The 26,109-nt window shown below is 61.8% G+C and carries 29 protein-coding genes; 21 read left to right on the top strand and 8 right to left on the bottom strand.

The window, feature by feature from the left end; genetic code table 11:
• Positions 1–99 precede the first annotated feature (99 nt).
• The 5 genes from ACIOVD_RS12345 (at position 100) to ACIOVD_RS12325 (ending at position 4,285) form a co-directional block, all read left to right on the top strand.
• Positions 100–981 carry an acyl-CoA dehydrogenase gene (locus tag ACIOVD_RS12345; RefSeq protein ID WP_159994147.1) on the top strand — a complete coding sequence of 294 codons (882 nt, stop codon included), beginning with the start codon at positions 100–102 and terminating at the stop codon, positions 979–981.
• Between the two features lie 55 nt (positions 982–1,036).
• Positions 1,037–2,131, top strand: coding sequence for a serine hydrolase domain-containing protein (locus tag ACIOVD_RS12340; RefSeq protein WP_401127934.1), 1,095 nt, complete (start codon positions 1,037–1,039; stop codon positions 2,129–2,131).
• On the top strand, positions 2,128–2,466 hold the full coding sequence (locus tag ACIOVD_RS12335) for an amidase (RefSeq protein WP_401127932.1): 339 nt from the start codon (positions 2,128–2,130) through the stop codon (positions 2,464–2,466). The genes ACIOVD_RS12340 and ACIOVD_RS12335 overlap by 4 nt, the downstream gene beginning before the upstream one ends.
• A gap of 69 nt (positions 2,467–2,535) precedes the next feature.
• On the top strand, positions 2,536–3,126 hold the full coding sequence (locus tag ACIOVD_RS12330; RefSeq protein WP_095167057.1) for a YceI family protein: 591 nt from the start codon (positions 2,536–2,538) through the stop codon (positions 3,124–3,126).
• Position 3,127: 1 nt separating this feature from the next.
• The gene (locus ACIOVD_RS12325) at positions 3,128–4,285 is read left to right on the top strand and encodes a phosphatidylserine/phosphatidylglycerophosphate/cardiolipin synthase family protein (protein ID WP_320333788.1); all 1,158 of its coding nucleotides are present in this window, start codon (positions 3,128–3,130) and stop codon (positions 4,283–4,285) included.
• 90 nt (positions 4,286–4,375) lie between these two features.
• On the opposite strand, the gene bglX is transcribed toward ACIOVD_RS12325, so the two are convergent.
• Positions 4,376–6,667, bottom strand: a complete 2,292-nt coding sequence (gene bglX / locus ACIOVD_RS12320) for a beta-glucosidase BglX (RefSeq protein WP_401127930.1) — start codon at positions 6,665–6,667, stop codon at positions 4,376–4,378.
• A gap of 230 nt (positions 6,668–6,897) precedes the next feature.
• Between bglX and ACIOVD_RS12315 the strand changes: the two genes are divergently transcribed.
• From ACIOVD_RS12315 to ACIOVD_RS12300, 4 genes are all read left to right on the top strand, one after another.
• Positions 6,898–7,506, top strand: coding sequence for a LemA family protein (locus ACIOVD_RS12315; RefSeq protein WP_095167062.1), 609 nt, complete (start codon positions 6,898–6,900; stop codon positions 7,504–7,506).
• A gap of 21 nt (positions 7,507–7,527) precedes the next feature.
• The gene (locus ACIOVD_RS12310) at positions 7,528–8,256 is read left to right on the top strand and encodes a TPM domain-containing protein (RefSeq protein WP_401127928.1); all 729 of its coding nucleotides are present in this window, start codon (positions 7,528–7,530) and stop codon (positions 8,254–8,256) included.
• A gap of 28 nt (positions 8,257–8,284) precedes the next feature.
• Positions 8,285–8,902: a TPM domain-containing protein gene (locus ACIOVD_RS12305; RefSeq protein ID WP_320333790.1), complete on the top strand. Its 618-nt coding sequence runs from the start codon at positions 8,285–8,287 to the stop codon at positions 8,900–8,902.
• A 125-nt stretch (positions 8,903–9,027) separates the two neighbouring features.
• Positions 9,028–10,242 carry a class I SAM-dependent methyltransferase gene (locus tag ACIOVD_RS12300; RefSeq protein WP_401127927.1) on the top strand — a complete coding sequence of 405 codons (1,215 nt, stop codon included), beginning with the start codon at positions 9,028–9,030 and terminating at the stop codon, positions 10,240–10,242.
• Here ACIOVD_RS12300 and ACIOVD_RS12295 read toward each other — a convergent pair.
• A complete protein-coding gene (locus tag ACIOVD_RS12295) occupies positions 10,193–11,104 on the bottom strand; it encodes a DMT family transporter (RefSeq protein ID WP_401127925.1) in 912 nt (303 codons plus the stop codon). The genes ACIOVD_RS12300 and ACIOVD_RS12295 overlap by 50 nt on opposite strands.
• Positions 11,105–11,301: 197 nt before the next feature.
• Here ACIOVD_RS12295 and ACIOVD_RS12290 point away from each other — a divergent pair, with 197 nt between their 5' ends.
• Genes ACIOVD_RS12290 through ACIOVD_RS12280 form a run of 3 tightly spaced genes read left to right on the top strand, consistent with a single transcriptional unit; the run spans position 11,302 to position 12,605 of the window.
• A complete protein-coding gene (locus tag ACIOVD_RS12290; RefSeq protein WP_401127923.1) occupies positions 11,302–11,883 on the top strand; it encodes a DJ-1/PfpI family protein in 582 nt (193 codons plus the stop codon).
• 14 nt (positions 11,884–11,897) lie between these two features.
• Positions 11,898–12,203 (top strand): ribbon-helix-helix domain-containing protein, encoded by a 306-nt coding sequence (locus ACIOVD_RS12285; RefSeq protein WP_095167073.1) that lies wholly within the window; start codon positions 11,898–11,900, stop codon positions 12,201–12,203.
• A 57-nt stretch (positions 12,204–12,260) separates the two neighbouring features.
• Positions 12,261–12,605 (top strand): YegP family protein, encoded by a 345-nt coding sequence (locus ACIOVD_RS12280; RefSeq protein WP_095167075.1) that lies wholly within the window; start codon positions 12,261–12,263, stop codon positions 12,603–12,605.
• A gap of 47 nt (positions 12,606–12,652) precedes the next feature.
• Here ACIOVD_RS12280 and ACIOVD_RS12275 read toward each other — a convergent pair whose 3' ends face one another.
• Together ACIOVD_RS12275 and ACIOVD_RS12270 are read right to left on the bottom strand one after the other, a co-directional pair.
• Positions 12,653–13,540: a dihydrodipicolinate synthase family protein gene (locus ACIOVD_RS12275; RefSeq protein ID WP_095167077.1), complete on the bottom strand. Its 888-nt coding sequence runs from the start codon at positions 13,538–13,540 to the stop codon at positions 12,653–12,655.
• Positions 13,541–13,571: 31 nt separating this feature from the next.
• Positions 13,572–14,354: an aldolase gene (locus ACIOVD_RS12270; protein WP_320333793.1), complete on the bottom strand. Its 783-nt coding sequence runs from the start codon at positions 14,352–14,354 to the stop codon at positions 13,572–13,574.
• Between the two features lie 157 nt (positions 14,355–14,511).
• Here ACIOVD_RS12270 and ACIOVD_RS12265 point away from each other — a divergent pair, with 157 nt between their 5' ends.
• On the top strand, positions 14,512–15,054 hold the full coding sequence (locus ACIOVD_RS12265; protein ID WP_095167081.1) for a helix-turn-helix domain-containing protein: 543 nt from the start codon (positions 14,512–14,514) through the stop codon (positions 15,052–15,054).
• Between the two features lie 83 nt (positions 15,055–15,137).
• On the opposite strand, the gene ACIOVD_RS12260 is transcribed toward ACIOVD_RS12265, so the two are convergent.
• Positions 15,138–16,157 (bottom strand): DUF4917 family protein, encoded by a 1,020-nt coding sequence (locus ACIOVD_RS12260; RefSeq protein ID WP_095167083.1) that lies wholly within the window; start codon positions 16,155–16,157, stop codon positions 15,138–15,140.
• Between the two features lie 154 nt (positions 16,158–16,311).
• Here ACIOVD_RS12260 and yiaY point away from each other — a divergent pair, with 154 nt between their 5' ends.
• Positions 16,312–17,460: an L-threonine dehydrogenase gene (gene yiaY / locus ACIOVD_RS12255; protein WP_159994165.1), complete on the top strand. Its 1,149-nt coding sequence runs from the start codon at positions 16,312–16,314 to the stop codon at positions 17,458–17,460.
• Positions 17,461–17,472: 12 nt separating this feature from the next.
• On the opposite strand, the gene ACIOVD_RS12250 is transcribed toward yiaY, so the two are convergent.
• Positions 17,473–17,961, bottom strand: a complete 489-nt coding sequence (locus ACIOVD_RS12250; protein WP_401127919.1) for a DMT family transporter — start codon at positions 17,959–17,961, stop codon at positions 17,473–17,475.
• 78 nt (positions 17,962–18,039) lie between these two features.
• On the opposite strand from ACIOVD_RS12250, the gene ACIOVD_RS12245 reads away from it, so the two are divergent.
• The 5 genes from ACIOVD_RS12245 to ACIOVD_RS12225 all read left to right on the top strand — a co-directional run bounded on the left by ACIOVD_RS12245 (position 18,040) and on the right by ACIOVD_RS12225 (position 22,578).
• A complete protein-coding gene (locus ACIOVD_RS12245; protein ID WP_401127917.1) occupies positions 18,040–18,951 on the top strand; it encodes a LysR family transcriptional regulator in 912 nt (303 codons plus the stop codon).
• A gap of 33 nt (positions 18,952–18,984) precedes the next feature.
• Positions 18,985–19,725, top strand: a complete 741-nt coding sequence (locus ACIOVD_RS12240; RefSeq protein WP_095167091.1) for a hypothetical protein — start codon at positions 18,985–18,987, stop codon at positions 19,723–19,725.
• Between the two features lie 138 nt (positions 19,726–19,863).
• The gene (locus ACIOVD_RS12235) at positions 19,864–20,502 is read left to right on the top strand and encodes a LysE family translocator (RefSeq protein WP_095167092.1); all 639 of its coding nucleotides are present in this window, start codon (positions 19,864–19,866) and stop codon (positions 20,500–20,502) included.
• 109 nt (positions 20,503–20,611) lie between these two features.
• Positions 20,612–21,955 carry a bifunctional diguanylate cyclase/phosphodiesterase gene (locus ACIOVD_RS12230; RefSeq protein WP_095167094.1) on the top strand — a complete coding sequence of 448 codons (1,344 nt, stop codon included), beginning with the start codon at positions 20,612–20,614 and terminating at the stop codon, positions 21,953–21,955.
• 119 nt (positions 21,956–22,074) lie between these two features.
• Positions 22,075–22,578 carry a DUF4142 domain-containing protein gene (locus ACIOVD_RS12225; RefSeq protein WP_095167096.1) on the top strand — a complete coding sequence of 168 codons (504 nt, stop codon included), beginning with the start codon at positions 22,075–22,077 and terminating at the stop codon, positions 22,576–22,578.
• A gap of 6 nt (positions 22,579–22,584) precedes the next feature.
• Here the strand turns inward: ACIOVD_RS12225 and ACIOVD_RS12220 are convergent, their stop codons facing one another.
• Positions 22,585–22,995: a low affinity iron permease family protein gene (locus ACIOVD_RS12220; protein WP_320333796.1), complete on the bottom strand. Its 411-nt coding sequence runs from the start codon at positions 22,993–22,995 to the stop codon at positions 22,585–22,587.
• Positions 22,996–23,193: 198 nt separating this feature from the next.
• Between ACIOVD_RS12220 and ACIOVD_RS12215 the strand changes: the two genes are divergently transcribed.
• Positions 23,194–24,279 carry a type I restriction endonuclease gene (locus ACIOVD_RS12215; protein WP_320333797.1) on the top strand — a complete coding sequence of 362 codons (1,086 nt, stop codon included), beginning with the start codon at positions 23,194–23,196 and terminating at the stop codon, positions 24,277–24,279.
• A 168-nt stretch (positions 24,280–24,447) separates the two neighbouring features.
• Here the strand turns inward: ACIOVD_RS12215 and ACIOVD_RS12210 are convergent, their stop codons facing one another.
• Positions 24,448–25,176 carry a class I SAM-dependent methyltransferase gene (locus ACIOVD_RS12210; protein WP_320333798.1) on the bottom strand — a complete coding sequence of 243 codons (729 nt, stop codon included), beginning with the start codon at positions 25,174–25,176 and terminating at the stop codon, positions 24,448–24,450.
• Between the two features lie 157 nt (positions 25,177–25,333).
• Between ACIOVD_RS12210 and tam the strand changes: the two genes are divergently transcribed.
• Positions 25,334–26,104, top strand: a complete 771-nt coding sequence (tam, locus tag ACIOVD_RS12205; protein WP_401127913.1) for a trans-aconitate 2-methyltransferase — start codon at positions 25,334–25,336, stop codon at positions 26,102–26,104.
• Positions 26,105–26,109: the final 5 nt, after the last annotated feature.

Below are 26,109 nucleotides of genomic sequence, written 5' to 3'. Positions count from 1 at the left end.
GTCGATCGACTTTGTTGTGCAAAGTCAGGCTATGTAGCCCCGGTGTCATCGCCATGAAGCTTTGGTGATGCTTGTATGACAGCCCTTGAGGAGCCGTATATGCCTTGGCAAGCCCTGCTGAACTGCCGCACACGATTGCCCGCAAACCCCGACCTGGCCGAGGGTTACGCCCGATTGCTGGAAACCTTGGGGGCGGTAACGCCGTTCGAACTGGCCGTGCGCGGTGCACGTTTGATGGCCACCCCCGGCTGGGCATTTCTGGTGGGTTACCAGGCTGCCTTGCGCATGTTGTGGCCCAGCGCACCCCTGAGCCTGGGGGCTTTATGTGCGACCGAACAGCGCAGCCTGCGCCCGGCGGACATGCAAACTCGCTTGAGCGACCTGCGCCTGAGCGGGCGCAAGGACTTCGTCACTGCTGGCGATGCGGCGGACTGGTTGCTGATTGCCGCACGCAGCGAAGATCCGGGCCAGTCCCCACGCTTGAGCCTGGCGGTGGTGTATCCCGGTGAGCCGGGGGTGCGCCTGGAGAAACTGCCCGCCATCCCCTTGATGCCGGACATCAGCCACGGCCGGCTGTTTCTCGACGGTGCCTTGTGTGAACTGCTGGCCGGCGATGGCTGGGATGCCTACGTCAAACCCTTCCGCACCCTGGAAGACCTGTATGTGCTCAGTGCCCTATGCGCCTGGCTGTATGGCGTCGGCGAGGACAGTGACTGGCCGCAAGCGCTGCAACTGAAGTTGCTGGCGCTGCTGGCCGGGTGCGCCGAGGTCAGCCGGCAGCCGCCCAACAGCAGCGCCGGGCATGTCCTGCTCGGTGGCCTGTTCGCCCAGTTCGAGGGTTTGCAGGGTGCGCTGGATGAAGCTTTTGCCGATGGCCCGCCACAGTGGGCGGGCTTGTGGACGCGCGATCGCGCGGTACTCGACCTGGCGGCTGGCGCACGGGCCAAGCGGTTGGCCAAGGCGTTGGCTGGGGCCTTGTAGAATTGTCACCTATCTGGACTAGGCTCAGCAGGTTTCTCCTGCCGAGCCACAGCCCATGTTCAAAGGCGTTTTCCTGCTGTTGATGTTGTTGTGCAGTTGCGCGGTAACTGCACAGGACTGGCCCGCCGAGCAATGGGCGCCCGGTCCACCCGGCAGTGGCCCGGCGCTGGCGGCGCTGGAGGACTATGCCTTTGCCAACCGTGACGAGGCCACCCGCAAGGGCATCCGCACCGATGCCTTGCTGGTGATCCGTGACGGTCAACTGGTCTATGAGCGCTACGCCGGCGGCACCACGGCCGACACCCCGCACCTGACCTGGTCGGTCAGCAAAAGCCTGATGGCCGCCGTGCTGGGCGTGGCCTATGGCGAAGGTCGGTTCTCCTTGCAGGACCCGGTGGCGAAGTTCTTGCCTGCCTTGATGCCTCATCCCGGGATCAGTTTCGCCGATCTGCTGCACTGGGCCTCAGGGTTGGACTGGCAGGAAGACTATGAGTACGCCCCCTTGAACTCATCGGTGGTGGCCATGCTGTATACCCGTGGGCATACCGATATGGCGGGCTTCACCGCCGCACACCCGGCATTCGGCGCACCCGGGCAATACTTTCGTTATTCCAGCGGCGACAGCAACCTGTTGTCTGCGGCGCTGAAAAACATCCTCGGTGCGCAGCGTTACGCCGACTATCCCTGGACCGCGCTGTTCGAACCCCTGGGCATTCGCAGCGCCGTGTGGGAGCGCGACGCCACGGGCACCTTTGTCGCGTCCTCCTACGCCTACATGACTGCCCGCGACTTGGCGCGCATCGGTCTGCTGATGCAGCGCCAGGGTCGTTGGGGCGAGCGCCAGTTGCTGCCTGCCGATTGGGTCGCGTTCAATCTCCAGCCCTTCGCCCACTACCAGGCTAATCAGGATGCCGCTGTGCCGGGCGGTCATTGGTGGCTCAATCGCCCGGTGGATGGCGCGCCGCGGCCCTGGCCCGATGCACCGCCAGACAGCTTCGCCGCCTTGGGCCACTGGGGGCAGGCGCTGTACGTGCTGCCTGGCGAGAAGCTGGTGATCGTGCGGTATGCCGATGATCGTGATGGCAGTTACCGTCACAACGAACTGCTCAAGCGCGTCCAGGCCGCGTTCCCACCGCAGGTGCTGCCATGACCGGTGATTTTGTGCGGCGCCGTCCGCTACTCAGCCTGCTGCTGGGGTTGCTGGTCCTGATGTTGCTCCTGTTGCTGGGTTGGGGCTGGCAGCAGCGGGTTGCCTTGTCGGCGTTCCCCGACATCCTCAGCGCCTACACTGCCAAGGAGTATTGTTCCTGTCGCTACGTGGCCGGTCAGTCGGCGCCGTATTGCCAGGGGTACGTCAAGCAGTACCTGCCCATCAGCGATTTTGTCGATGACCCCGAGCACAAACGGGTCAAGGCCAGCGGCCTGGGACGCACCCATACCGCCAGTTGGCTGGGCGTGCGCGAGGGCTGTCGGCTGATTCCGTGATCTTCCAGGTTTGCAATCGGCACCGGGCCAGTTAAGGTTCGTTCAGGTTTATCGGCCCCACGAGTGTCTATGTTCAACCGCTCCCTCTATAAAGCAGTCGCGTTCTCGCTGCTGGCCGGCTGCGCCGCGTCAGCCCAGGCCAATTGGTACCTGGACGGCGAGTCCTCACGCCTGTCGTTTATCTCCACCAAAAACACCCATATCGCCGAGGTCCAGCGCTTTCTGGTGCTGCACGGCAAGGTCGATCCCAAGGGCCTGGCGCAAGTCGAAGTCGAGTTGGACTCGGTCAACAGCGGCGTGCCGCTGCGCGATGAGCGCATGCGCAAGGAGCTGTTCGAGATCGAGGCGTTTCCCGAAGCGTTGATTACCACCCAGATCGATCTACGGCCGATCAACGACCTGGCCCCCGGCGCGCAGTTGGAGTTGCGCCTGCCATTGACCGTCAGCCTGCACGGCAAGCAGCACAGCTACGACGCCGAGCTGCTGGCAACCCGCCTGGATGATCGGCGGTTCCAGGTGGTGACCCTGGAACCGGTGGTGATCAGTGCCGCGGATTTTGACCTGGTGCCGGGGCTGGAACGGCTGCGCAAGCTGGCCGACCTGTCGGCCATCAGTCTGTCGGTACCGGTGGGCGCGGTACTGATTTTCACGGCGCGCTGACATGGCCGGCGCGGTGTTCCCATGGCGTGACGGCAACCGCTTTGAATTGCTGGTCGACGGCCCGCAGTTCTTCCCGCGCATGCTGCAGGCGATTGCCAATGCCCGGGAGCAGGTCGAACTGGAACTCTACCTGGTGGAGGCGGGTGCCTGCGCCGAGGCAATGGTGCAAGCGCTGGTGCAGGCCGCCGAGCGCGGCGTGCGGGTGCGTTGCCTGTTCGATGACTATGGCAGCCTGGCTTTCACTCTCGGCCTACGGCGCCGGTTGAACGAGGCCGGTGTCGAGCTGCGCCTTTACAATCGCCTGAGCTGGCGGCGCTGGGTGCGCAACCTGTACCGCGACCACCGCAAGTTGCTGCTGGTCGACCAGGTGCTGGCGGTGGTCGGCGGCACCGGGGTCACGGATGAATTCTGGACGCCGGGTCACGACAGCAGCGAATGGCATGAGGTGATGGTGGAAATCAGCGGCCCGCTGGTGCACGACTGGCAGTCGCTGTTCGATCGCCAATGGCGTGCCAACCGCCACCGCCGCGCCTGGAAGCCGGCCTCGGACTTCGGTCTGCCGCGCCTGCCCCGGGTGCCGTCGATGGGTGAAGGGATGGGCCGGGTGGCCTATGCCGACGCCGGCCAGCACCGGGATATCCTGCAATCACTGTTCCGCGCCCTCAACAGCGGCCAGCGGCGCATCTGGCTGGCGACCCCGTATTTCTTGCCGACCTGGAAGATCCGCCGCTCCCTGCGCAAGGCCGCCGCCCGTGGCATCGATGTGCGCCTGCTGCTGACCGGGCCGCGCACTGACCACCCCTCAGTGCGGTATGCCGGGCATCGTTACTACCCGCGATTGCTCAAGGCCGGGGTAAAAATATTCGAGTACCAGCCGTGTTTCCTGCACCTGAAAATGGTCCTGGTGGATGACTGGGTGAGCATTGGCTCGTGCAACTTCGATCACTGGAACCTGCGGTTCAATCTGGAAGCCAACCTCGAGGCCCTCGATACCGGCCTGACCCAGGCGGTGGTGGCGAGTTTCGAGCGGGACTTCGGCCTGAGCCAACAGGTCAGTCTGGAGGAATGGCAACGCCGGCCGTTGTGGCGCCGGATCAAGCAGCGGGTGTGGGGATGGGTGGATCGGGTGGTGGTGAACCTGCTGGATCGGCGGGGCTGAAGCCCAACCTTGCAAACAGCCAAAACCACTGTGGGTATATGCCCTGTGGGAGCAGCTCGCTCCCACAGGGTAATGGTGTTGCCTCTGCGGTCAGAGCAACTCGAAGCTCTGCTGCGTCACCGCCTCGGAATCCAGGCCGATCTGCACGTTGAACTTGCCAGGTTCGGCTGCGTACTTGAGCTGGGTGTTGTAGAACTTCAGGTCGTCTTCTTCGATGCTGAAATGCACGACTTTCTGTTCGCCGGCCTTGAGCAGCACTTTCTGGAAGCCCTTGAGTTCCTTGATCGGGCGGATCATCGACCCGGTCTCGTCCTGGATGTACAGCTGCACTACGGTTTCACCATCACGCTTGCCGGTGTTCTTGACCGTCACACTGGCGTCGATCTTGCCGGTCTTGTTCAGCGTGGTCGACGACAGCGCCATTTCCGACAGGCTGAACTGGGTGTAGCTCAGGCCATAACCGAACGGGTAGAGCGGGCCGGTGGTGTCATCGAAGTACTGGGAGGTGTAGTTGCCAGGTTTGCCCGGCGTGAACGGGCGGCCGATGGTCAGGTGGTTGTAGTAGGTCGGAATCTGCCCCACCGAACGCGGGAAGCTGATCGGCAGCTTGCCGGACGGGTTGTAGTCGCCGAACAGTACATCGGCGATGGCGTTGCCGCCTTCGGTGCCGCTGAACCAGGTTTCGAGGATCGCGTCGGCTTGTTCGTTCTCTTCGAGAATGCTCAACGGCCGACCGTTCATCAGCACCAGCACCAACGGTTTGCCGGTGGCCTTGAGCGCCTTGATCAGCTCGCGTTGGTTGGCTGGCAGGTTGAGGTCGGTGCGGCTCGAGGACTCGTGGGACATGCCCCGGGACTCGCCCACGGCGGCAACGATCACATCGGCCTGCTGCGCGGCTTTCACCGCTTCGTCGATCAGTGCCTGCGCCGGGCGTGGGTCATCGACCACTTCCGGGGCATCGAAGTTGAGGAAGTTCAGGTAATCGACGACTTTCTTGTCCGAGGTGATGTTGGCGCCTCGGGCATAGTGCAGGGTGGCCCGGTCGCCGAGGGCGCGGGTCATGCCATCGAACAGCGTCACCGATTGCGCCGGACGCCCGGCGGCGGCCCAACTGCCCATCATGTCGATCGGCGCCTTGGCGAGCGGACCGACCAGGACGATCTTCGCGGTTTTCTTCAGCGGCAGGGTTTCGTTGTGGTTCTTCAGCAACACCAGGCTGCGGCGCGCCACGTCACGGGCTTCGGCACGGTGCAGGCGGCTTTCGGCATAGGTGTCGACCGGGTCATCCTCGGCCTTGCCGATGCGCAGGTACGGGTCGCGGAACAGGCCCATGTCGTACTTGGCGCCAAGCACTTCACGCACCGCGTTGTCGATGTCGCTCTGCTCGATCTCGCCGGCCTTCAGCAAGCCCGGCAGTTCCTTGCCATACAGGGTGTCGTTCATGCTCATGTCGATGCCGGCCTTGATTGCCAGCTTCGCTGCTTCGCGACCGTCACGGGCCACGCCGTGCTTGATCAGCTCGAAAATCGCCCCGTGGTCACTCACCGCCAGGCCCTTGAAACCCCACTCCTTGCGCAGCAGGTCCTGCATCAGCCACAGGTTGGCCGTGGCCGGAATGCCGTTGATCGAGTTCAGTGCCACCATCACCCCGCCCGCGCCGGCATCGATGGCCGCACGGTACGGTGGCAGGTAGTCCTGGTACATCTTCACCGGACTCATGTCGACGGTATTGTAGTCACGCCCGCCTTCGACCGCGCCGTACAGGGCGAAGTGCTTGACGCTGGCCATGATGTTGTCGGCGCCGATCAGGCCGGTGCCCTGGTAGGCCTTGACCATCACCTGGGCAATGCGCGACACCAGGTAGGTGTCTTCGCCGAACCCTTCGGAGGTGCGGCCCCAGCGAGGATCGCGGGAGATATCGACCATCGGCGCAAAGGTGATGTCGAGGCTGTCGGCGGCGGCTTCCTTGGCGGCAATGCGCCCGCTCAGGCCAATGGCGTCCATGTCCCAGCTCGAGGCCAGTGCCAGCGGGATCGGGAAAATCGTGCGGTGGCCGTGGATCACGTCATAGGCGAAGAACATCGGGATCTTCAGCCGGCTGCGCATGGCCGCGTCCTGCATCGGCCGGTTTTCCGGGCGAGTGATCGAGTTGAACGTGCCACCGATGTTCCCAGCGGCGATTTCCTTGCGGATCATCTCGCGCGGCATTTCCGGGCCGATGCTGATCAGGCGCAACTGGCCGATCTTTTCGTCCAGGGTCATCTGCTTCATCAGGTTGCTGACGAACGCGTCCTTGTTCTCAATGGGGGCAGGCTTGGTATCGGCCATTACCGAGTGACTGGCCAGGCCGATGGCCAGGCTCAGCAAACACAGCTTCTTCATGAATAGTTTTCTCAAACGCTAAAACGACGCTCAGCGAAACGCATCGGGTCAGCCAAAATTTAGGGAGCGACTATTGTTGAGTGGGTAAATGCAGCAAACTTCGAACTCTTTATTCGCGCTGGGCATCTTTTAGCCGATTGGCGAGATGCAATCCAGTGGCGGGGACAGATTAAGTCCCCAGGGGATCAATTGAAGGCTGCCGGTCTATTTCCATCAGGAGCAACACTGACATGAATGTACAACAGCACTCTCGCTCGGCCTGGCAAGTCACGGTTCTAATGCTGCTGACCACGGTTCTGGCCGGCTGCGGCATCAACACCATTCCTACCCTCGACGAGCAGGCCAAGGCGGCCTGGTCGCAAGTGCAGAACCAGTACCAGCGGCGCGCCGACCTGATCCCCAACCTGGTGGAAACGGTCAAGGGTTATGCCAAGCATGAACAGGACACCCTGACCGCAGTGATCGAGGCGCGGGCCAAGGCCACCTCGATCCAGGTCGACGCCAGCACCCTGGACAATCCGGAAAAACTCAAACAGTTCCAGCAAGCCCAGGATGGCTTGAGCAGTGCGCTCAGCCGTTTGATGGTGGTGTCCGAGCGCTACCCGGACCTCAAGGCCAACCAGAACTTCCTGGCCCTGCAGTCGCAACTTGAAGGCACCGAGAACCGTATCGCCGTGGCGCGTCGTGACTTTATCGCCGCCGTGCAGGCCTACAACACCGAGATCCGCACCTTCCCGGGTCGCCTGTGGCATAGCGTGATGTACAGCGACCTGCCGATCCGCCAGACCTTCGAGGCCACCAGCCCCGACGCCGATAAAGCACCGCAAGTGAAGTTCTGATCAGGCTTCAATGAGGTGTCGATGCGTTTATTACGGATAGGCCTGGCGCTGTGGCTCCTGGCATGTGTGACCACCGTCCAGGCAGCGCTGGCGTTTCCCGCGCTGACCGGGCGGGTGGTAGACACCGCCCAGATGATCGACCCGGTTGTGCGCGAGCAACTGACTCAACAGTTGCAGGCGCTGGAGCAGACCAGCGGCGACCAGATCGTGGTGGTCACCGTACCTGATCTGCAAGGCCTGCCCATTGAGGACTACGGTTATCAATTGGGCCGCCACTGGGGTATCGGCCAGAAGGGCAAGGACAATGGCGCGCTGCTGATCGTCGCCCGGGATGAGCGCAAATTGCGCATCGAAGTCGGCTATGGCCTGGAAGGCGTGCTGACCGACGCGCAGTCCTGGGTGATCATCAACCAGGTGATCGCGCCGGCATTCAAGACCGGCAACTACAGCAAAGGCATCAGCGACGGTGTCGCGGCGATGTTGCAGGTGGTGGGCGGTGACCCGCTGGCTGTACCGGCCCATGTGGCGGACGCCAATTTCGCCAAGGATAATCCGGCGTTCTCCATCGGCATGTTCGTGCTGCTGCTGATCGTGTTGTGGTTGTGCAACCGCATGGGGTTACCGGTGGGCGCGATTCTTCTGGCCATTCTCAGCAGCAGTGGACGTGGCGGCGGCGGAGGCGGCGGTGGCGGTGGCTTCAGAGGTGGCGGTGGTGGTTTCGGCGGCGGCGGGGCCTCGGGCGGCTGGTAATGACAATAACTAAAGAGCATCTGCAACCATGGCATTACTGAACGCACACGAACAACGCCAGGTCGCCGAAGCGATCGCCAAGGTCGAGCAACAGACCGACGCGGAGCTGGTGACCGTGCTGGCGGCCCGGGCCGACGACTACGCCTACATCCCTTTGCTGTGGGCCAGCCTCTTGGCGTTGGTGGTGCCGGGGATCATTCATTACCTGTTCGGCTGGATGAGCATGTACACCTTGCTGCTGGCGCAGTGGGCGACCTTCATTGTGTTGTGCCTGCTGTTTCGCCTGCCGAAGATCACCACCCGGCTGATTCCGCGTTCCGTGCGGCACTGGCGAGCGTCGAATCTGGCGCGTCGGCAGTTCCTGGAGCAGAACCTGCACCACACGGTGGGCAGTACCGGAGTGCTGATTTTTGTCAGTGAAGCGGAGCGTTACGTAGAAATCCTGGTGGACGACGGCATCTCCAAGCGGCTGGACGACAGCTGTTGGGATGCCATCGTCAAGGCCTTCACCCAGCAGGTGAAACAGGGGCAGACATTGGCCGGGTTTATTGCCTGCATTGAAGCCTGCGGGGAGTTGCTCAAGGTGCATGTGCCGCTGACGCAAACCCGCAATGAGTTACCGAATCGGTTGGTGGTACTCGATTAGATGAAACATCCATAGCCGCTGGCGTTCGACAGCGGCTATAACGACCGTTGATCAAATAACTCCGTGCCCTCAAGCCCCATCCCCCCTAAAATGCCCGGCATTCCCTGCCCGAGGCGTTTTTGTTCATGTCTGTCACCGCTAAACCTGTCAGTCCCGCGCCGGATCACCATGCACAGTTTCTTGAGCTGCTGACTGCCAGCCTTGAGCAAAACGCCTTTATCAAGCTGGTGCTGGCCAAGTACGTCGGCGGTGAAGCGGACCTGCAACGGCTGATCATCAAGCCGACGACAGTCAAGGATCAGCCCTGCCTGTCCTTCGTCTACCGCTACAAGACTCGAGACATCACCAAGAACTTCTCCCTGGCCGATGGCGTGGCGGCGATTGCCGAGCTGTTGCCGGTGTCGTTCAAGAATGCGCACTTGCTCTCGGTGACCGACGAAGCCCAGCTGGAATACAGCAAGAAGAACAAAAGTTCGCTGTTCAAGAGCAAACCGCAGCAATTGCGCGAGGCCCCGTCCACCGAACACAACCGCGAGAAACAGCGCTTCCTCGACTTGAGCCGCCCGTTTCTCGCCGACCTGGGCGTGACCAATGCCAGGCACGAGCTGATTCCGGCGATGTCGCGCAAGTGGAAGCAGATCAACAAGTTCATCGAGGTCTTCAGCCATGCCCTGACCTCCTCGCCACTGGCGCTGGACAAGCCGGTACGCGTGGCGGATTTCGGTTCGGGCAAGGGCTACCTGACGTTTGCCATTCACGATTACCTGCGCAACACCCTCAAGGCCGAGGGCGAAGTCACCGGTGTCGAGCTGCGCGAGGAAATGGTCAACCTGTGCAACGCCGCGGCGGCCAAGCTGCAGCACCCGGGGTTGGTGTTCAAGTGCGGCGACGTGCGCAGTGTGGCGCCGAGTGAGCTGGACGTGATGATTGCCCTGCACGCCTGCGACATCGCCACCGACTACGCGATTCACACCGGCATCCGTTCCGGGGCGTCGATCATCATGTGCTCGCCGTGCTGCCACAAACAGATTCGCCTGCAGATCCAGAGCCCGGCGCTGCTCAAGCCGATGCTGCAATATGGCCTGCACCTGGGCCAGCAGGCGGAAATGGTCACCGACAGCTTGCGCGCGTTGTTCCTCGAAGCCTGCGGCTATGAGACCAAGGTGTTCGAATTCATCTCACTGGACCACACCAACAAGAACAAGATGATCCTCGCGGTCAAGCGCGCCGAACCGGTGGCCCCGGCCCAGCTGCTGCAAAAGATCGACGAACTCAAGGCGTTCTACCACATCAGCGAACATTGCCTGGAAACCTTGCTGCGGGCTGATGGTTACCTGTGATCGCGGTCTTGCGGCCTAGCATCACCGTGACGATCACCCCGGCGGCAAACAGCCAGGTAATGGGCTCGATGTGCTCACCAAAAAACAGCGCTGAAAAGGCGATGGTGAAGAAGATCTGCAGCAACTGGATCTGACTGACCCGGGCAATCCCGCCCATGGCCAATCCGGCGTACCAGGCAAAAAAGCCCAGGAACTGCGAGAACAGCGAGACGTAGCCAAAGGCCCACCAGGTCCTGGCGCTGATCGCGCCTTGATGCTGCAAGGCCAGGTACAGCACCGGACCGATCAACAGCGGCGTCGACAGCACCAGGGCCCAGCAGATCACCTGCCAACCGCCCATCTCCTTGGCCAGTCGGCCGCCCTCGGCGTACCCCAGGCCGCCCACGGCAATGGCCCCGATCATCAGCAAGTCGCCCGCCTGAATACTGCCAGCGCCGCTGATCAGCGCGTAGCCCAGCACCAGCGCACTGCCCAGGGCGGCGCAAGCCCAGAAGGCTTTGGAGGGTCGCTCGTGGGACAACCACGCCGCGTACAGCGCCACGCACAGCGGTTGCAGGCCATTGACCAGCGCTCCGTGGGACGCCGGCAAGGTTTGCATGGCCCAGGCCGAGAGCACCGGAAAACCGAGGATAACCCCGGCGATCACCAGGCTCAGGCCCTTGACCTGCTGCCAGGTTGGCCAACGCTCTCGACGCCAGAGCAGCAGCGCCGCGGCTGGAATGGCGGCGAACAGGGCACGGCCCAGGCCGTTGAGCAAGGGGTGCAGCTCTTGCACCACGATCCGGGTGAAGGGCAGGGTCAGGCTGAAGATGATGACGCCCAGCAGGCCCAGGGCCATGCCAGTGTTTTCGCGCGAGGACATAACGGCAACCAGGGTCGAAGGTGGCGGGAAGTGACTTCATCTAGCCACAAAGCCGGCCGAATGCGCTGTTACAGCTACGCACGGACTTATCCGTACAGTTGCATGCTGCGTAGTAGCGGGTTGTTACCCGGCCCCAAGGATTAGGACTACCTTGAATACTCCTTTCTGCCCACGTTGTACCCAGAGGAGTCCTCCCCATGGCTGCGAAAAAGATCCTGCTGCTGGTTGGCGATTACGTCGAAGACTACGAAGTGATGGTGCCGTTCCAGGCCTTGCTGATGGTCGGCCACACGGTGCATGCGGTATGCCCCGACAAGACCGCCGGGCAGACCGTGCGCACGGCGATTCATGACTTTGAAGGCGACCAGACCTACAGTGAAAAACCCGGTCACCTGTTCGCCCTGAACTTCGACTTCGCCCAGGTCGAGGCCGCCGACTACGACGCTCTGCTGGTTCCAGGCGGACGTGCGCCGGAGTACCTGCGCCTGAATGAAAAAGTCCTGCAGTTGGTACGCGACTTCGACCAGGCCGGCAAGCCGATTGCCGCAGTCTGCCATGGCGCGCAGTTGTTGGCGGCGGCGGGCATCCTCGAAGGGCGTGAATGCAGCGCCTACCCGGCTTGCGCCCCGGAAGTACGTCTGGCCGGTGGCACGTTCATCGATATCCCCGTGACGCAGGGCCACGTTCAAGGCAATCTGGCCACGGCGCCTGCCTGGCCGGCACACCCAAGCTGGCTGGCCGGGTTCCTCGGCCTGCTGGGCACGACCATCACCTTGTAAGCGGAGGCCTGTCCATGTGCGAGCTGTACGTCAAAGCCGACCCGATTTTGTACGAGTCACGCTCGCGCTCGCTGCGCATCTGTGGGGTGGTCACGACCCTGCGCCTGGAGAACCAGTTCTGGGACATCCTCAGCGAAATCGCCGAGGTCGACGGCATGACCACCAACCAGTTGATCGCCAAGCTCTATGAAGAAGTGATGGATTACCGCGGCGAAGTGGTGAACTTCGCCTCGTTCCTGCGGGTCAGTTGCACCCGTTACCTGAGCCAGCGGCGCAGCGGCTCGCCGGAGTTATCGGTGGTACGCGCGGTGGTGAAGTAGGGCGGTGTGGTCTTTACTCTGAAGCGCGTAATCTTTTAATCGCCAAGGAGCACGAGCATGTCTGGATGGTACGAATTGAGTAAAAGCAGCAATGGCCAGTTCCGCTTTGTGCTGAAAGCGGCCAATGCCGAAACCATTCTCACCAGCGAGCTGTACACCACCCGAGCGGCCGCCGAGGGTGGCATTGCCTCGGTCCAGAGCAATAGCCCGCTGGATGAGCGCTACGAGAAAAAGTCCACCAAGGACGGCCATCCTTACTTCAACCTCAAGGCTGCCAACCATCAGGTCATCGGCAGCAGCGAGGCCTATTCCTCGGAGGCGGCGCGGGACAAAGGCATCGCCAGCGTCAAGACCAATGGCCCGACCACGGTCATCAAGGACAAGACCCTGCCGGTGCTGTGAAACCTGTGTAGGCGCTGGCAAGCCAGCGCCTACACATTTGCGCTCTGTCAGCGCAGCGTATCGATCAACCCCTGCAACTGACTGCACCCCGCCTCAGCCAATGGGAACACCGGCAGGCGCGGGTCGCCCGCTTCCAGGCCGGTCATGCGCAGGCCGGCCTTGATGGTCGCCGGCAGTCCGCCCTTGAGGATGAAGTCCAGCAGTGGCAGTTGGCGATAGAACAATTGCCGCGCTTGGTCCAGGTCATTGGCCAGCACCGCCTGATACAGCGCGCCGTTGAGTTGCGGGATCAGGTTTGGCGCCGCCGTGCACCAGCCTTTGGCTCCGGCGGCAAACGCCTCCAGCGCCAGCGGATTGCAACCGTTGTAGAACGGCACCTGGCCTTCACCCAGTATTTGCAGCTTGTGCATGCGCTGAATATCGCCGGTGCTTTCCTTGACCATGGTCACGTTGGCCACGGCATGGAAGATCCGCAGGATCAACTCCACGGACATGTCGGTGCCGCTGGTGGCCGGGTTGTTGTAGAGCATGATCGGCACGCCGATGCTGTCGCCAATGGCGCGGTAGTGGGCAAGGATTTCCGCTTCGCTGAGTTTCCAGTACGACGCCGGCAACACCATCACCACGTCGGCGCCGTGGGCCTCGGCAAACCGCGCGCGGCGCACGGCCTTGGCGGTGGTCAGGTCGGAGACGCTGACCACGGTCGGCACGCGCTTGGCCACATGCTGGATGCTGAACTCACTGACCTGATCCCACTCTGCGTCGCTCAGGTAAGCACCTTCGCCGGTGCTGCCGAGCGGGGCGATCGCGTGGACACCGCCGTCGATCAGGCGGTCGATGGAACGCCCCAGGGCAGGCAGGTCGACCGCTTCGCCGTTGGCGGTGAAGGGGGTGATGGTGTAGCCGATGATGCCGTGAATGTTCGGGCTGGACATGCTGTCTCTCCAATTAGGCAAAAAAGTCGCTTCAGTTCAGGCAATCGGCGTGTTGGCGCAGGTTCTGCCGAGCGTAGTAGTTGAACGCAGCGCCGTGGCGCTTGGGTTTGGAGATCCAGTCATGGGCCTCGCGGCCGAGTGCCGGCAGGATTGGCTTGAGCGTACCGGCGGCCATCGCCAGCAACTGCAGTTTGGCCGCACGTTCGATCAATTGAGCGATCACGCAGGCTTCCTCGATGTTGCGCCCGGTCGACAACTGGCCGTGGTGGGACAGCAGGATGGCGCGCTTGTCGCCCAGGGCCCCGGCGATGATTTCGCCTTCTTCGTTACCCACCGGTACCCCCGGCCAGGCTTCGAGAAACGCGCAGTCTTCGTACAGCGGGCAGAGGTCCATGTGGGAAATTTCCAACGGCACCTCGAGCATCGACAGCGCCGCGACGTGAGTCGGGTGGGTGTGGATGATGCAGTTCACATCCGGCCGGGCACGGTATACCCAACTGTGGAAACGATTGGCCGGATTGGCCATGCCGTGGCCTTCCAGGACTTCCAGGTCTTCGTTGACCAGCAGCAGATTGCTCGCGGTGATTTCGTCGAAACCCAGGCCCAGTTGCTGGGTGTAATAGGTGCCCGGCTGCGGGCCGCGGGCGGTGATTTGCCCCGCCAGGCCGGAATCGTGGCCGTTCTCGAACAGGATGCGGCAGGTCAGTGCCAGCTTTTGCCGGTCAGTCCACGTATTATCCGCCAGGCTGCTTTGCATCTGCGTCAGCGCCTGCTTGATGAGTTGGTCTTTGGGTAGTGCTAATGTCTTGGCCATATCGGTGTCCCTGTAAAGCTCAATGGACGTCGGATGTGGTTCTCCCGCTGCTCGCAAGGTCGTCGGGGGTAATCACATGACACTTAAGAGCCTATATGACACTTTGTGTCATTGGCAAGGACTAATCGTTGCCTCCTTGATGGATTAACCGCTGCACATGTCTATCCGTTTGAAATTACTGCGAAAAAAACTTGGCGTGACGCTTGAGGCGCTGGCCGAGAAATCCGGCATGACCAAGAGCTATCTGTCGAAAGTCGAGCGCGGCCTCAACACGCCGTCGATCGCGGCCGCGCTGAAACTGGCCAAGGCGCTGAACGTCAAGGTCGAGGAGCTGTTTGCCGAGGACGCTATCAGCCTGGACAGCTATAGCTTGGTGCGCGCCCACGAGCGCCAGTCGCTGGCCGCCAACGACCAGGCCCCCGGCTACGCGGTGTTGGCTCATCAGGTCAGCGAGCGCAGCCTGCTGCCGTTCATCATTTACCCGCCCAGGGAGTTCAGCGACAAGACCTTCAAGGAGCACCTGGGGGAGGAATTCCTGTTCGTCCACGAAGGCCAGGTCGAGGTCGATTTCATGAACGAGCGGGTGATCCTCGATCGCGGGGATGCGCTGCACTTCAACGCCCAGAAACCCCATCGCCTGCGCTCGGTGGGCGAGGTGCAGGCGCAGTTGCTGGTGGTGGTACACAGCAGCGAGGAATGAGTCGGCGCCAGAGCATCGTGAGCAAGGTCTACCGAAACCGCCCCTGTGGGAGCGAGCCGGCTCGCGATGCTTTCAGCCCAGGCCTAGACCTCGACCGGCACCGAAAGACTCGAACTGCCCAGGGCATGGGTCTTGGAATCAAAAAAGCGCAGTGCCACCCCGGTGTCTGCAAACAGCTTTGCGTAGTGGCGCTTCTGGCTCTGGATGAACGCCGCACTGCGCGGATAAATCGAGATCGCCAGGGTTTTTGGCTTGGCCTGGCACAGTGCATGGACCAGGTGCGCATCCTGCTTGCCGAGGCTGTGGCCGAAGATGCACAAGGCGTCGTGTTGCTGCAGCAACTGGTCGTAGCAGAACGACAGGTAGTCCGAGCTGCGGATGGTCTTGAGCTTGTCTTCGCTGCTGCCTTCGTTGACGAACAACGGCACGTCGTCCAGGGTCTTGAGCGTGTTGTTGATGGCGAAACTGCCCAGCAGCGTGCCCTCGGTGGAGGTCAGCTTGCGGGCGGTGCCGTCCTGGTTGCGCACCAGGTGCAGGCCACCGTGCAGGTACAGCAGGCGGGTTTTTTCGGTGGCGCTGGCGCTCAGCTCGAAGCGCGGTTCGCTGCCCTGGAACAGGTCGTCGATGGCCGTGCCCTGGTGCTGGACCGCCCAGTAGTTGAGCAGGTCGTAGTTACTGGTGAAGACCGTCCGATAACGGCCCAGCTCCTGGCTGATGCTCGCCAGGCTGGTGGCTTGCACCAGGCGCCAGGGGATGTGCACCGCGTGTACGGTGTTGATCAACGCTTCCTTGATCGCATAGTAGCGATTGCGTGGTGCCGCCGAGCTTACCGCCAAGGCCTTGTTGACCCGGCTGGTGGTTTTCAGGGCGCTGAGCACCTGCTCGAAACTGCGGGTGTGCAGGGCGTCGAACACGCTCAGCTCGGACTGGCTCAAGGGTTTTTCTTCGACACTGCGGGCGTTCTCGAACAGCGAGTCGTAGCCAAAGTCATCCCACACCGCGCGGCTGGCGCCGTTACCCACCAGCAGGGCGCTGAACGGGGTGGTTGCGCGCAACGCGTTCCAGTCTTCTAAGTGGGCATCAACATCCTGGAAATCGCTCATTGCGTCAGTCATCTCAAACAGGTGGGGTACAGGGCGCAGACTTTATCACGACCGGCTGTTGAGCCAGATCAAGATGCACGCGGCGCGATGGGGTGATCCTTGGGTTATCCGCCGACGCCAAGGGTCGGTTCGGCCCCATTGCAGAGGACTCGCCATGACCAGCACATTCTTCATTCCTGCCGTCAACATCATGGGCATCGGCTGTCTCGACGAAGCCATGGACGCCATCGGTAAATACGGCTTTGCCAAGGCGTTGATTGTCACGGACAGCGGGTTGGCCAAGGCCGGCGTGGCGGCAATGATCGCGGAAAAACTGGCGCTGCAGGACATCGAGTCGGTGATTTTTGACGGGGCCAAGCCCAACCCCAGCATCGCCAACGTGCAAGCCGGCCTGGTGCTGTTGCAGCGCAGCGGGTGTGATTTTGTGGTGTCCCTGGGCGGTGGTTCGCCCCATGACTGCGCCAAGGGCATCGCCCTGTGCGCCACCAATGGCGGGCAGATTGGCGACTACGAAGGCGTCGATCAGTCGCCCAAGCCGCAACTGCCGCTGATTGCGATCAACACCACGGCCGGTACTGCCAGCGAGATGACCCGCTTCTGCATCATTACCGACGAAGCGCGGCACGTGAAAATGGCCATCGTCGACCGCAACGTCACGCCGCTGTTGTCGGTCAACGATCCGGCCTTGATGGTGGCCATGCCCAAGTCGCTGACCGCCGCCACCGGCATGGATGCGCTGACGCATGCAATCGAGGCCTACGTCTCCACCGCTGCCAACCCAATCACCGACGCCTGCGCCCTGAAAGCCATCGAGCTGATCAGCCTCAACCTGCGCGTGGCGGTGCGTGATGGCAGTGACCTGCTGGCCCGGGAAAACATGGCCTATGCGCAGTTCCTGGCCGGCATGGCGTTCAACAACGCGTCCCTGGGGTTTGTGCATGCCATGGCGCATCAGTTGGGTGGTTTCTACGACTTGCCCCACGGCGTGTGCAATGCGGTGCTGCTGCCCCATGTGCAAAGCTTCAACGCCAAGGTCTGTGCCGAACGCCTGACAGTAGTGGCGCAGGCGCTGGGCGTGGACATCCAGGGGTGCAGCCCGGAGGAGGGGGCCGAGGCGGCGATCGCGGCGATCCGCACGCTGGCCGCGGACGTGGAAATTCCCGCCGGTTTGCGTGACCTCGGAGCCAAGCTGCAGGACATCCCGATCCTCGCCGCCAACGCCCTCAAGGATGCCTGTGGCCTGACCAACCCGCGGGCGGCAGACCAGCAGCAGATCGAGGAGATCTTTCGTAACGCGTTCTGATCCCGCGCGCCCTTAGCCGGAAGTCACCAGGGACCGGCCCGGGGTGGCGCTGAATTGAATCAACGCGACCCCGGCGATCAACAGCACGGCACCGAGCAGGCGCGGTAACGTCAGGTGCCGCTCCACCAGCCCGAACAGCCCGAAGTGGTCGAGCACCAGCGATGCCACTACCTGCCCGGCCAGGGCCAGGGCGATAAAGCCTGAGGCGCCGAGCTTGGGCAGCAGCATCAGGGCCAGGGCGATAAAACACACGCCAAAGGCGCCCCCGGCCCACATCCACAGCGGCGCCTTGCTGATAAACCCCAGCGACGGCAATGGCAGGCGCAGGCTGATAATCACCGGCAGCAATACCAGCACACTCACCAGCAGCGAGGCGAGGGTGGCCCACAACGGGTGGCCGAGGCCGCGACTCAGGTTGGCGTTGATTGCGCTCTGAAAGGGCACCACGGCGCCGGCGACTACGGCCAGCACCGACAAACCGGCCCACTGCAAGGTACTCATAAGTCTCTCTCCAAGAGGTTTTACTGGACTCTAGGTCATTCGTCGCGCAGATTGAAATTCCGATTAATCATCCAGAACATGCATCAGATGAATGATCTGCGCCGTATCGATTTGAACCTGCTGGTAATCCTCGACGCCTTGCTCAGCGAGCAGCACGTGACCCGCGCAGCCGAGCGCCTGCACCTCAGCCAACCGGCCGTCAGCCATGCCCTGGCGCGCCTGCGCGAGATGCTCGGCGATCCGCTGCTGGTGCGCGCCGGTGCCGGCCTGGTCGCCACTGCGCGCGCGCAGGAACTGATGGCGCCCCTGACTGAAGCACTGGCCAGTGTCCAGGCCTTGCTGGCGCCCAATACCTTTGACCCAGCCTCGGCCAAGCGCCGGTTCCGCCTGGCGATGTCCGACTACGGCGCGGCGATTGTCTTGCCCGGCTTGATCGCGCGCTTGCGCCAGGAGGCGCCGGGGATCGACCTGCAGATCAGCCACGCGAGCCGCGAAGGCATGCTGGAAGGCGTGCTCAACGGCGACATCGACCTGGCGGCCGGGGTCTTTCCCGAACTGCCCCATGAGCTGCGCTGCACGCCGCTGTTCGAAGAGCAGTTCGTGTGCCTGGTGGACGCCCGGCGTTTGCCGGCCAGTGGCGTGCTGGATTTACCGACTTACCTGGCCCGGCCCCACGTATTGCTGGAGATGCGCGGCAGCGGCACCCCGGAGATCGAGCGGGCGCTGACCGCCATTGGCCAGCGTCGCCACGTGGCAGTCAGCCTGCCGCACTGGAGCGTGGCCCCGCAGTTGATCGCCGGTACCGACCTGATTCTCACCGTGGCGGCCCGCGGCTTGCAGGGTGTCGATCAACCGCAGTTAAGCGTTGTGCCACCGCCATTTCCTATCCCCTCGTTCAACTTCGTCCTGGCCTGGCATGTGCGTCGGGGCGGTGACCAGGCGTTGAACTGGTTGAATCGGCAGATCGCTCAGGCGATAGTGCACGGCTGAGTTTTTCACTTCGATGGACACAAGGAACACGGAATGACCTTGAAATACCGCTGGCTGGGATGTGTGGCAATGAGTGGCGCGCTGGGCGCGACCCAGGCCTATGGCGCGTGCGCACAGCCGCCGCTGCCCGAGGGCGTGCCGGGGTACTCGGTGTGCAAGGACTGGCCGGCCTACGATGGCCAGACCATTACCGCGCTGTCGCAGATCGAGCCGGACCCGACCTTGAGCGATGCCCCCGATGGCACCGGCATGTACGACCTGAAACTGGCGGTGGTCTCCAACATCGATGGCAAGCCCCTGGCCCGTTACGCCCAGGCCTCGGTGTACAGCTCCGACGCCGTGCGCTTCGATGGCCTGAGCATCGACACCGCCCGCTACAAACTCACCTCCGACCTGCGCGCATTCGGCGTACGTGCCGGCTTCACCGGTTCATCGCGAGCCAATCCGTTCGAACAGGCGGTGCTGTCGCTGTACGTGCGCGAAGGCAACACCTTGCGTCCGGTGCTCGAGCAGTTGGTGATCGAATCCAGCAATGGTGAATGGGATACCAACTGCACCGGCGAATTCAGCCACACCAAACGTACCCTGGACTTGGCCAAGACCAGCAGCCACGGCTTCGCCGACCTGATTGTCAGATCGGTGACCACCGACACGCAGAGCAGCGTGGGCAAAGATGATTGCCAGTCCAAGGACGTCGTGGGCAATACGGTGTCGACGACTTTGCGTTACGACGGGCGCCAGTACGTGGTGCCCAAAGAGCTGCAGGGCGTGTAAGCCGGGCCAACGCCAGGCATGACCTGCAGTCATGCGGCTCTGCACATTTATGGTTACAGTCATCGCAAAACCTTGTGATACAAAAGCCCACCGCAGTCTGACGATAGGGCCTGGCAGCCCGACATGGAGCTTTACCGCATGACCTCATCTTTATTGCTGGCCGTCCTTGCCTCCGGTTTTATCTACGGCATCACCCCGGGCCCGGGCGTGCTCGCGGTGTTTGGCATTGGCGCAGCCCGCGGGCGGCGGGCCGGGGCGGGTTTTCTGTGTGGGCACCTGTTAGGGGATGTGGTCTGGTGCAGCACCGCATTGATTGCCATCGTCGGCGCGCGGGAAATTGGCAGCAGTGCCTTTGATGTGCTCGGCGTGCTCAGCGGCCTGTACCTGTTCTGGCTGGGCATGCGGGCGATCCGCAGCCGTCGCAGCAGCGGCGACGCACCTCAGGGCGCGGCGCGGCAACCGTTCTGGCACGGGATCATGTTTGGCCTGACCAACCCCAAGGCTTATCCGGTGGCGGTGGCGACCTTTACCGCCCTGTTGTCCAGTCGCGCCGAGTTGCTGCAGTGGTCGATGCTGCCCTGGTTGATCTTTCTGAGCTTCCTTGGTGGCGTTTTGGCATACGCTATTCTGATTGGCATTGTGGGCGCTCGTCGGGTGCGCACGTTGTATCAGCGCCATGAGCTGGCTATTACCCGGATTTGCGGGGTAATGTTCATCGGTTTCGCCATCAACGCCTTGCTGCACGCGGTGCCGGGGTTGCTGGCCAACAAGAGTTGAGGCTGCTTGCAGGGCTGCGGCAGCGGCTTGAGGCTAGCGCGGTGTAGCGCGCAGGCCAGGTCCATGGATAGCTACTCACGGCGGTATTTTTTGACAGTATCCATCCACGATGAGCACCGCAAACTCCGCGCCATTGGCCAGCTACATCGATCTGCTGCTCGACGTCGTCTGTGCCGTCGACGGACAGGGACGGTTCGTGTTTGTCAGCGCGTCCTGCGAACAAGTGTTCGGCTACACCCCGGATGAGCTGATTGGCCAGCCGATGATCGAAATGGTGCACCCGGCCGATCGCGAGCGGACCCTGGACGCCGCCCGGGAAATCATGCGCGGCAAACCCAACCCGAACTTCGAGAATCGCTACCTGCGCAAGGATGGCCAGGTGGTGCATATCCTCTGGTCGGCGCGCTGGTCCGAGGTCGACCAGTTGCGGATCGCCGTGGCCCGCGACATCACCGAACGTAAACAGGCCGAATCGCGCCAGGCTGCGCTCTATGCGATTTCCGAAGCGGCCCATGCCGCCGAGGACCTGCTGGCCTTGTTCAAGCGCATTCACCAACTGATCGGCGAATGGCTGCCGGCGCTGAATTTCTCGGTGGCGCTGTACGATGAGCACTGCGAGCAACTGAACTTCCCGTACCACGTCGACGATCACGAGCGTGATCCCGAGTTCAGCGTGACTGGCCGGCTGTGTGCCGAAGTGGTCCGTAGCGGGCAGCCGGTGCTGCTGACCCCCGACCAGCCGTTTGCCTTGCCGGGGCTGGCCGGGCTGATCGACGCGCAGGATTGCCCTTGCTGGCTGGGGGTGCCGCTCAATTCGCAACGGGGCACCATCGGGGCGCTGATCGTCAAGAGCATGCCTGGCGGCGAGCGCTACACCGAACGCGACAAGGAGCTGCTGCAATACGTCTGCGCCCAGGTGGCGGCAGCGATCGAGCGCCGGCAATTGCACAGTCGCCTGCAGTACATGGCGCAGCATGACTACCTGACTCGCCTGCCCAATCGCGAATTACTCCGAGAGCGCCTGAGCGCAGCCTTGCTCAAGGCCCGCCGGGACAACGGGCGCATGGCCCTGCTGTACGTGGACCTGGACCATTTCAAGCAGGTCAACGATACCTACGGCCACGGCATCGGCGACATGCTGCTGCAAGCCGTGGCCAATCGGCTGCAAGGTTGCGTGCGCGAGAGCGATACCGTCGCACGGATTGGTGGCGATGAGTTTGTGGTATTGCTCGACAGTATCCAGGCCGCAGAAGACGCGGCGCGGGTGGCACTGAAAATCCGCCAGGTGCTGGGCCAGCCCATCCGGCTGGACAGCCACAACCTGAGCATTCTGCCGAGCATTGGCGTGGCCTTGTACCCGGAGCACGGCCTCGAGGAAAAGCAGCTGTTCAAGCACGCCGATGAAGCCATGTATGCCGCCAAGCGCCTGAGTGGACGCCTGGACCGGGCGTGAGCCGGGGCACCACTCGTCGATGTTTGGACAGCTTTTTTAAACCTTTGCGCGCTTTGGCCTTCGAATGACAGGCGGGACGTACCGTTGCATTCATTTGTCTGTTCAAGGAGGGCGCGACCATGAAACCTGTGGCCAGCCGATTATCGACCATCAGCTTTGCCGTGTTGCTGAGCCTTGGCGCCAGCAGCGCTTTTGCCCAGTCGCCGGCCGACTTCATCAACGACGCCTCGGCCAAAGGCATGGCGGACATCGAAGCCAGCCGCCTGGCACACCAGAAGACCGAGTCCAAGGCGGTCAAGGACTACACCATCGTGGTGATCAACGACCGCACCACGGCCAACCAGCACCTGGCGAAAATCGCCAAGAAGCTCGACCTGCCCGTCGCCCCTCGGGAAGAGGTGATGAACAAGGCCAAGACCCTGATACCCGCCGTCGCGGATGGCGAGTCCTTCGACTCGGCCTATGCCGCCAGCCAGGTAAAAACCACCGAGCAGGCCATCGAGCAATTGCAGCAGGAGGCCCGGACCACCGACGTGCCCGAGCTCAAGGCATTCGCCGAAGAGACCCTGCCCAAGCTCGAACAACACCTGCAAATGGCCAGGGCCCTGCAAGCCAGTCGTTGACCGGCTTCAGCATTGATTCAAGTCCTGCTGCTGCCCGTCGGCAGCAGGCGTACCCTCTAGCACAATCGACTCACCTTCACCCAGGCTGCGGTACTGCTTTCTCAGGGCTTCGAGTTGCTTGAGATCGAGTGCTTCGAGGCCAAGCATGGCGTTTTGCGCATCTTTGGTCACCCGCAGCAATTCGTCGATCTTCAGGTGCAGGATGTCGGTGTCCCGGTTCTGCGTGTTCTGGATCAGGAACACCATCAGGAAGGTGATGATGGTGGTCGAGGTGTTGACGATCAATTGCCAGGTATCGTTGAAATCAAACAGCGGCCCGGTCAGCGCCCAGGCAACAATCAGCACAATGGCCAACAGGAACGTCCGCGGGCTCCCGGCCCACAACGCCAGCTTCTGTGACACCTTCGCGAATTTCATTGCCGTTTACCTTCTAAGGAATGGACCTGAAGTTCAGACCGCGACGGTGCGCAGGAATTGCTTTTGCCGACTCTGGTTCATTCCCTGCCGGGATCGCCTGCGGCTCTTCTTTCTTTGTGCCGGTTTGTGACTAGTATCAATGGCAATCAATTTGCCAGCATGTACAAACACGGATCTGAAACGGGGAAGAGGTCACTCATGGAATTTATCGAAAAGCTTTCAAGTCTCTCGGCCAAAGTCCGGCTGCAAGGCGCCACCATCCAGACAGAAGAAGCCACCAAAAATGCTTTCGTCATGCCATTTATCAGCACTGTCCTGGGGTACGACGTTTTCGATCCGTCCGAGGTGATCCCGGAATTTGTTTGTGATGTTGGCACAAAGAAGGGGGAGAAAATCGACTATGCGATCATGAAAGACGGCGAGGTCCAGATCCTCATCGAGTGCAAGAAAATCGGCGAGCCTCTGCACATCAATCATGCATCGCAACTGTTTCGCTATTTTCATGTCACGAGCGCGCGAATTTCGATTCTGACTAACGGCCAGGTCTATAAGTTTTTTACCGACTTGGACGCTCCCAACAAAATGGATGAAAAACCCTTCCTGGAACTCGATCTACTCGACATCGACGAGTATTCGGTTCCGGAACTGACAAAGCTGACCAAGTCAGCATTCGATGTTGATTCGATCATCAATGCAGCCGGTGAGCTGAAATACGTCAGTCAGATCAAAAAAGTCATTGCCGCGCAGGTCAGTAAACCCGACGACGATTTCGTCAAAGTGTTCGCCTCCCGGGTCTACGACGGAGTGATCACGCAAAAAGTCCGGGAGCAATTCCAGGAGTTGACCAGAAAGGCCGTTGTGCAATTTCTCAATGATCAAATCAATGATCGACTCAAGTCTGCAATGAGTGGGGCTATTCAGCCCAGCCTGCTGTCCCTGCCATCGGCAGGCTCAAGTCCTGATGTTATGGATGATCGCGATGAGTCAGATGACAAGGTGTTGACCACTCTGGAGGAGCTTGAGGGGTATCACATCGTCCGTGCAGTGGTGAGATCTGTCGTTGATGCCAAACGTATTGTGCAACGTGATACACAGAGCTACTTCGGCATCCTGTTGGACGACAATAACCGTAAGCCAATCTGCCGCCTGCACTTCAACCGCTCGCAGAAGTACATCGGTATCTTCGACGAAGAGAAAAACGAAACGCGGCATCCGATCAACTCGGTCGATGATATCTATGAGTATTCAGATCGCCTGAAAAAGACAGTTGGATACTACGAGTAACGTTAGTTCTGACGGTTGAGCCCTCAGCGCCGTGGGCTCAACTGCCAGTTAAAAAGCGCCTGTGTTGGTCAGTGCAGGCATTGAGGGAATGCCTGCCACCCAAGAGAGCCGGGTGGCTTTGCGCTTTTTCGCGATGCCAAGGACGACGATTTATCCTGAACACACGCCTCAGCGTTCCACTGCCACCAGCAACATCATCGGTCGCTCCCGTTCTTCGACGAGTGCCGGTTGCGCTTCCACCTGTTTCGCAGTGGGTCCCCATTCATTGACATGGGTGATCCGCAAGCCGGCGGCGATCAATTGGTTCAACAAGGTTCCCAGCGTGCGGTGCTGTTTGATCACGCCGTCGGCCAGCCAGTGGGTCACCCGTTCGCCTTCGCGCTGATAACTGTCCAGCGGCCAGCTCTTGCGGCCTTGGGCGTCGATGATCCAGCCGGGGTTGCGCGGGGCCATGAAGATCGGGTGCTCGATGGAAAATACCAAACGCCCGCCGGGCCGCAACGCGGCGTGCAGTTGGGTGAACAGGCCGGGCAGGTCCTTGATGTAGTGCAGGGCCAGGGAGCTGTAGGCCAGGTCGAAACTGTCGGCAGGAAGATCAAGGTGTTCGAGGTCCGCGTGGCGGTAGCTGATGTTGCCAGCATCGGTCGTTGTCCTGGCGCGTTCGAGCATCTTATGCGAGACATCCAGTCCCAGTACTTGTTGCGCACCTTGCTCGCTGGCCCAGCGGCAAAACCAGCCGTAGCCGCAGCCGAGGTCTACCACCTGCAAGTTTGCCATGGGCGGCAGCAAGGCTTGCAGCGCGGGCCATTCCGGCGCGGCGTCGAGGCCGCCGATGGAGCGCCCCAACTGGCTGTAGCCCTGGAAAAAACCAGGGTCGTCGTAGATGTTCTGAGTCATCGACACTTCTCCTCGATCAACCTGGGCAGGGGGCAGATGTTTCAACCCGTGACCGCGTCTTGACGCAGTCCCCACGCTCGTCGCTTACTGGCGCCCCACGAGCGAAACGCACAGTCTAGCGTGGCGCTCCCATCCTGATTGGTTATAGGAGTATGCGATGAGCTGGTCTGCCCAACAGTATGTGGCATTCGAAGATCAGCGCACCCGCCCGGCGCGTGACTTATTGGCCGCGATCCCCGCGATTGATGCACGTTCGGTGATCGACATCGGCTGCGGCCCGGGCAACTCCACCGAGTTGCTGGTACAGCGTTTTGCAGGTGCCGCGGTACGCGGTATCGACAGCTCCGCCGACATGATCGACGCCGCCCGCAAACGCCTGCCGGGCGTGCGTTTCGATACCAGCGATATTGGCACCTGGAACGAGCCCGGGCCGTTCGACGTGATCTTCGCCAACGCGGTGCTGCAGTGGTTGCCCGAGCATGCCACGCTGTTGCCCGCGCTGGTCGACAAGCTCACGGTGGGCGGCAGCCTGGCGATCCAGATGCCGGACAACCTCGAACAGCCGCCCCATCGCATGATGCGCGAAGTCGCGGCCAATGGCCCTTGGGCAGACAAGCTGGCTCCGGTCGCCGGGCAGCGCACGACCCTGGACGACGCCAATACCTATTACCAGATGCTGTGTACCTGCAGCGCACGGGTGGATGTGTGGCGCACCACCTACCATCACCCGCTGGCGGGCGGCCCGGCGGCGGTGGTCGAGTGGTTCAAGGGCAGTGGCCTGCGGCCGTTTCTGCAGCCACTGAACGAGGTGGAGCAAGCCCAATACCTGGCGCAGTACCTGGAAGCCATCGAACCCTACTTCCCGGTACTGGCCGACGGCTCGGTGCTATTGCCGTTCCCGCGACTGTTCATCGTCGCTACGCGCTAACGGGA

This window comes from Pseudomonas sp. NPDC087626 (genome assembly GCF_044743405.1).
Taxonomy (GTDB): domain Bacteria; phylum Pseudomonadota; class Gammaproteobacteria; order Pseudomonadales; family Pseudomonadaceae; genus Aquipseudomonas.
This window is presented reverse-complemented; position numbering and strand designations above follow the sequence as displayed.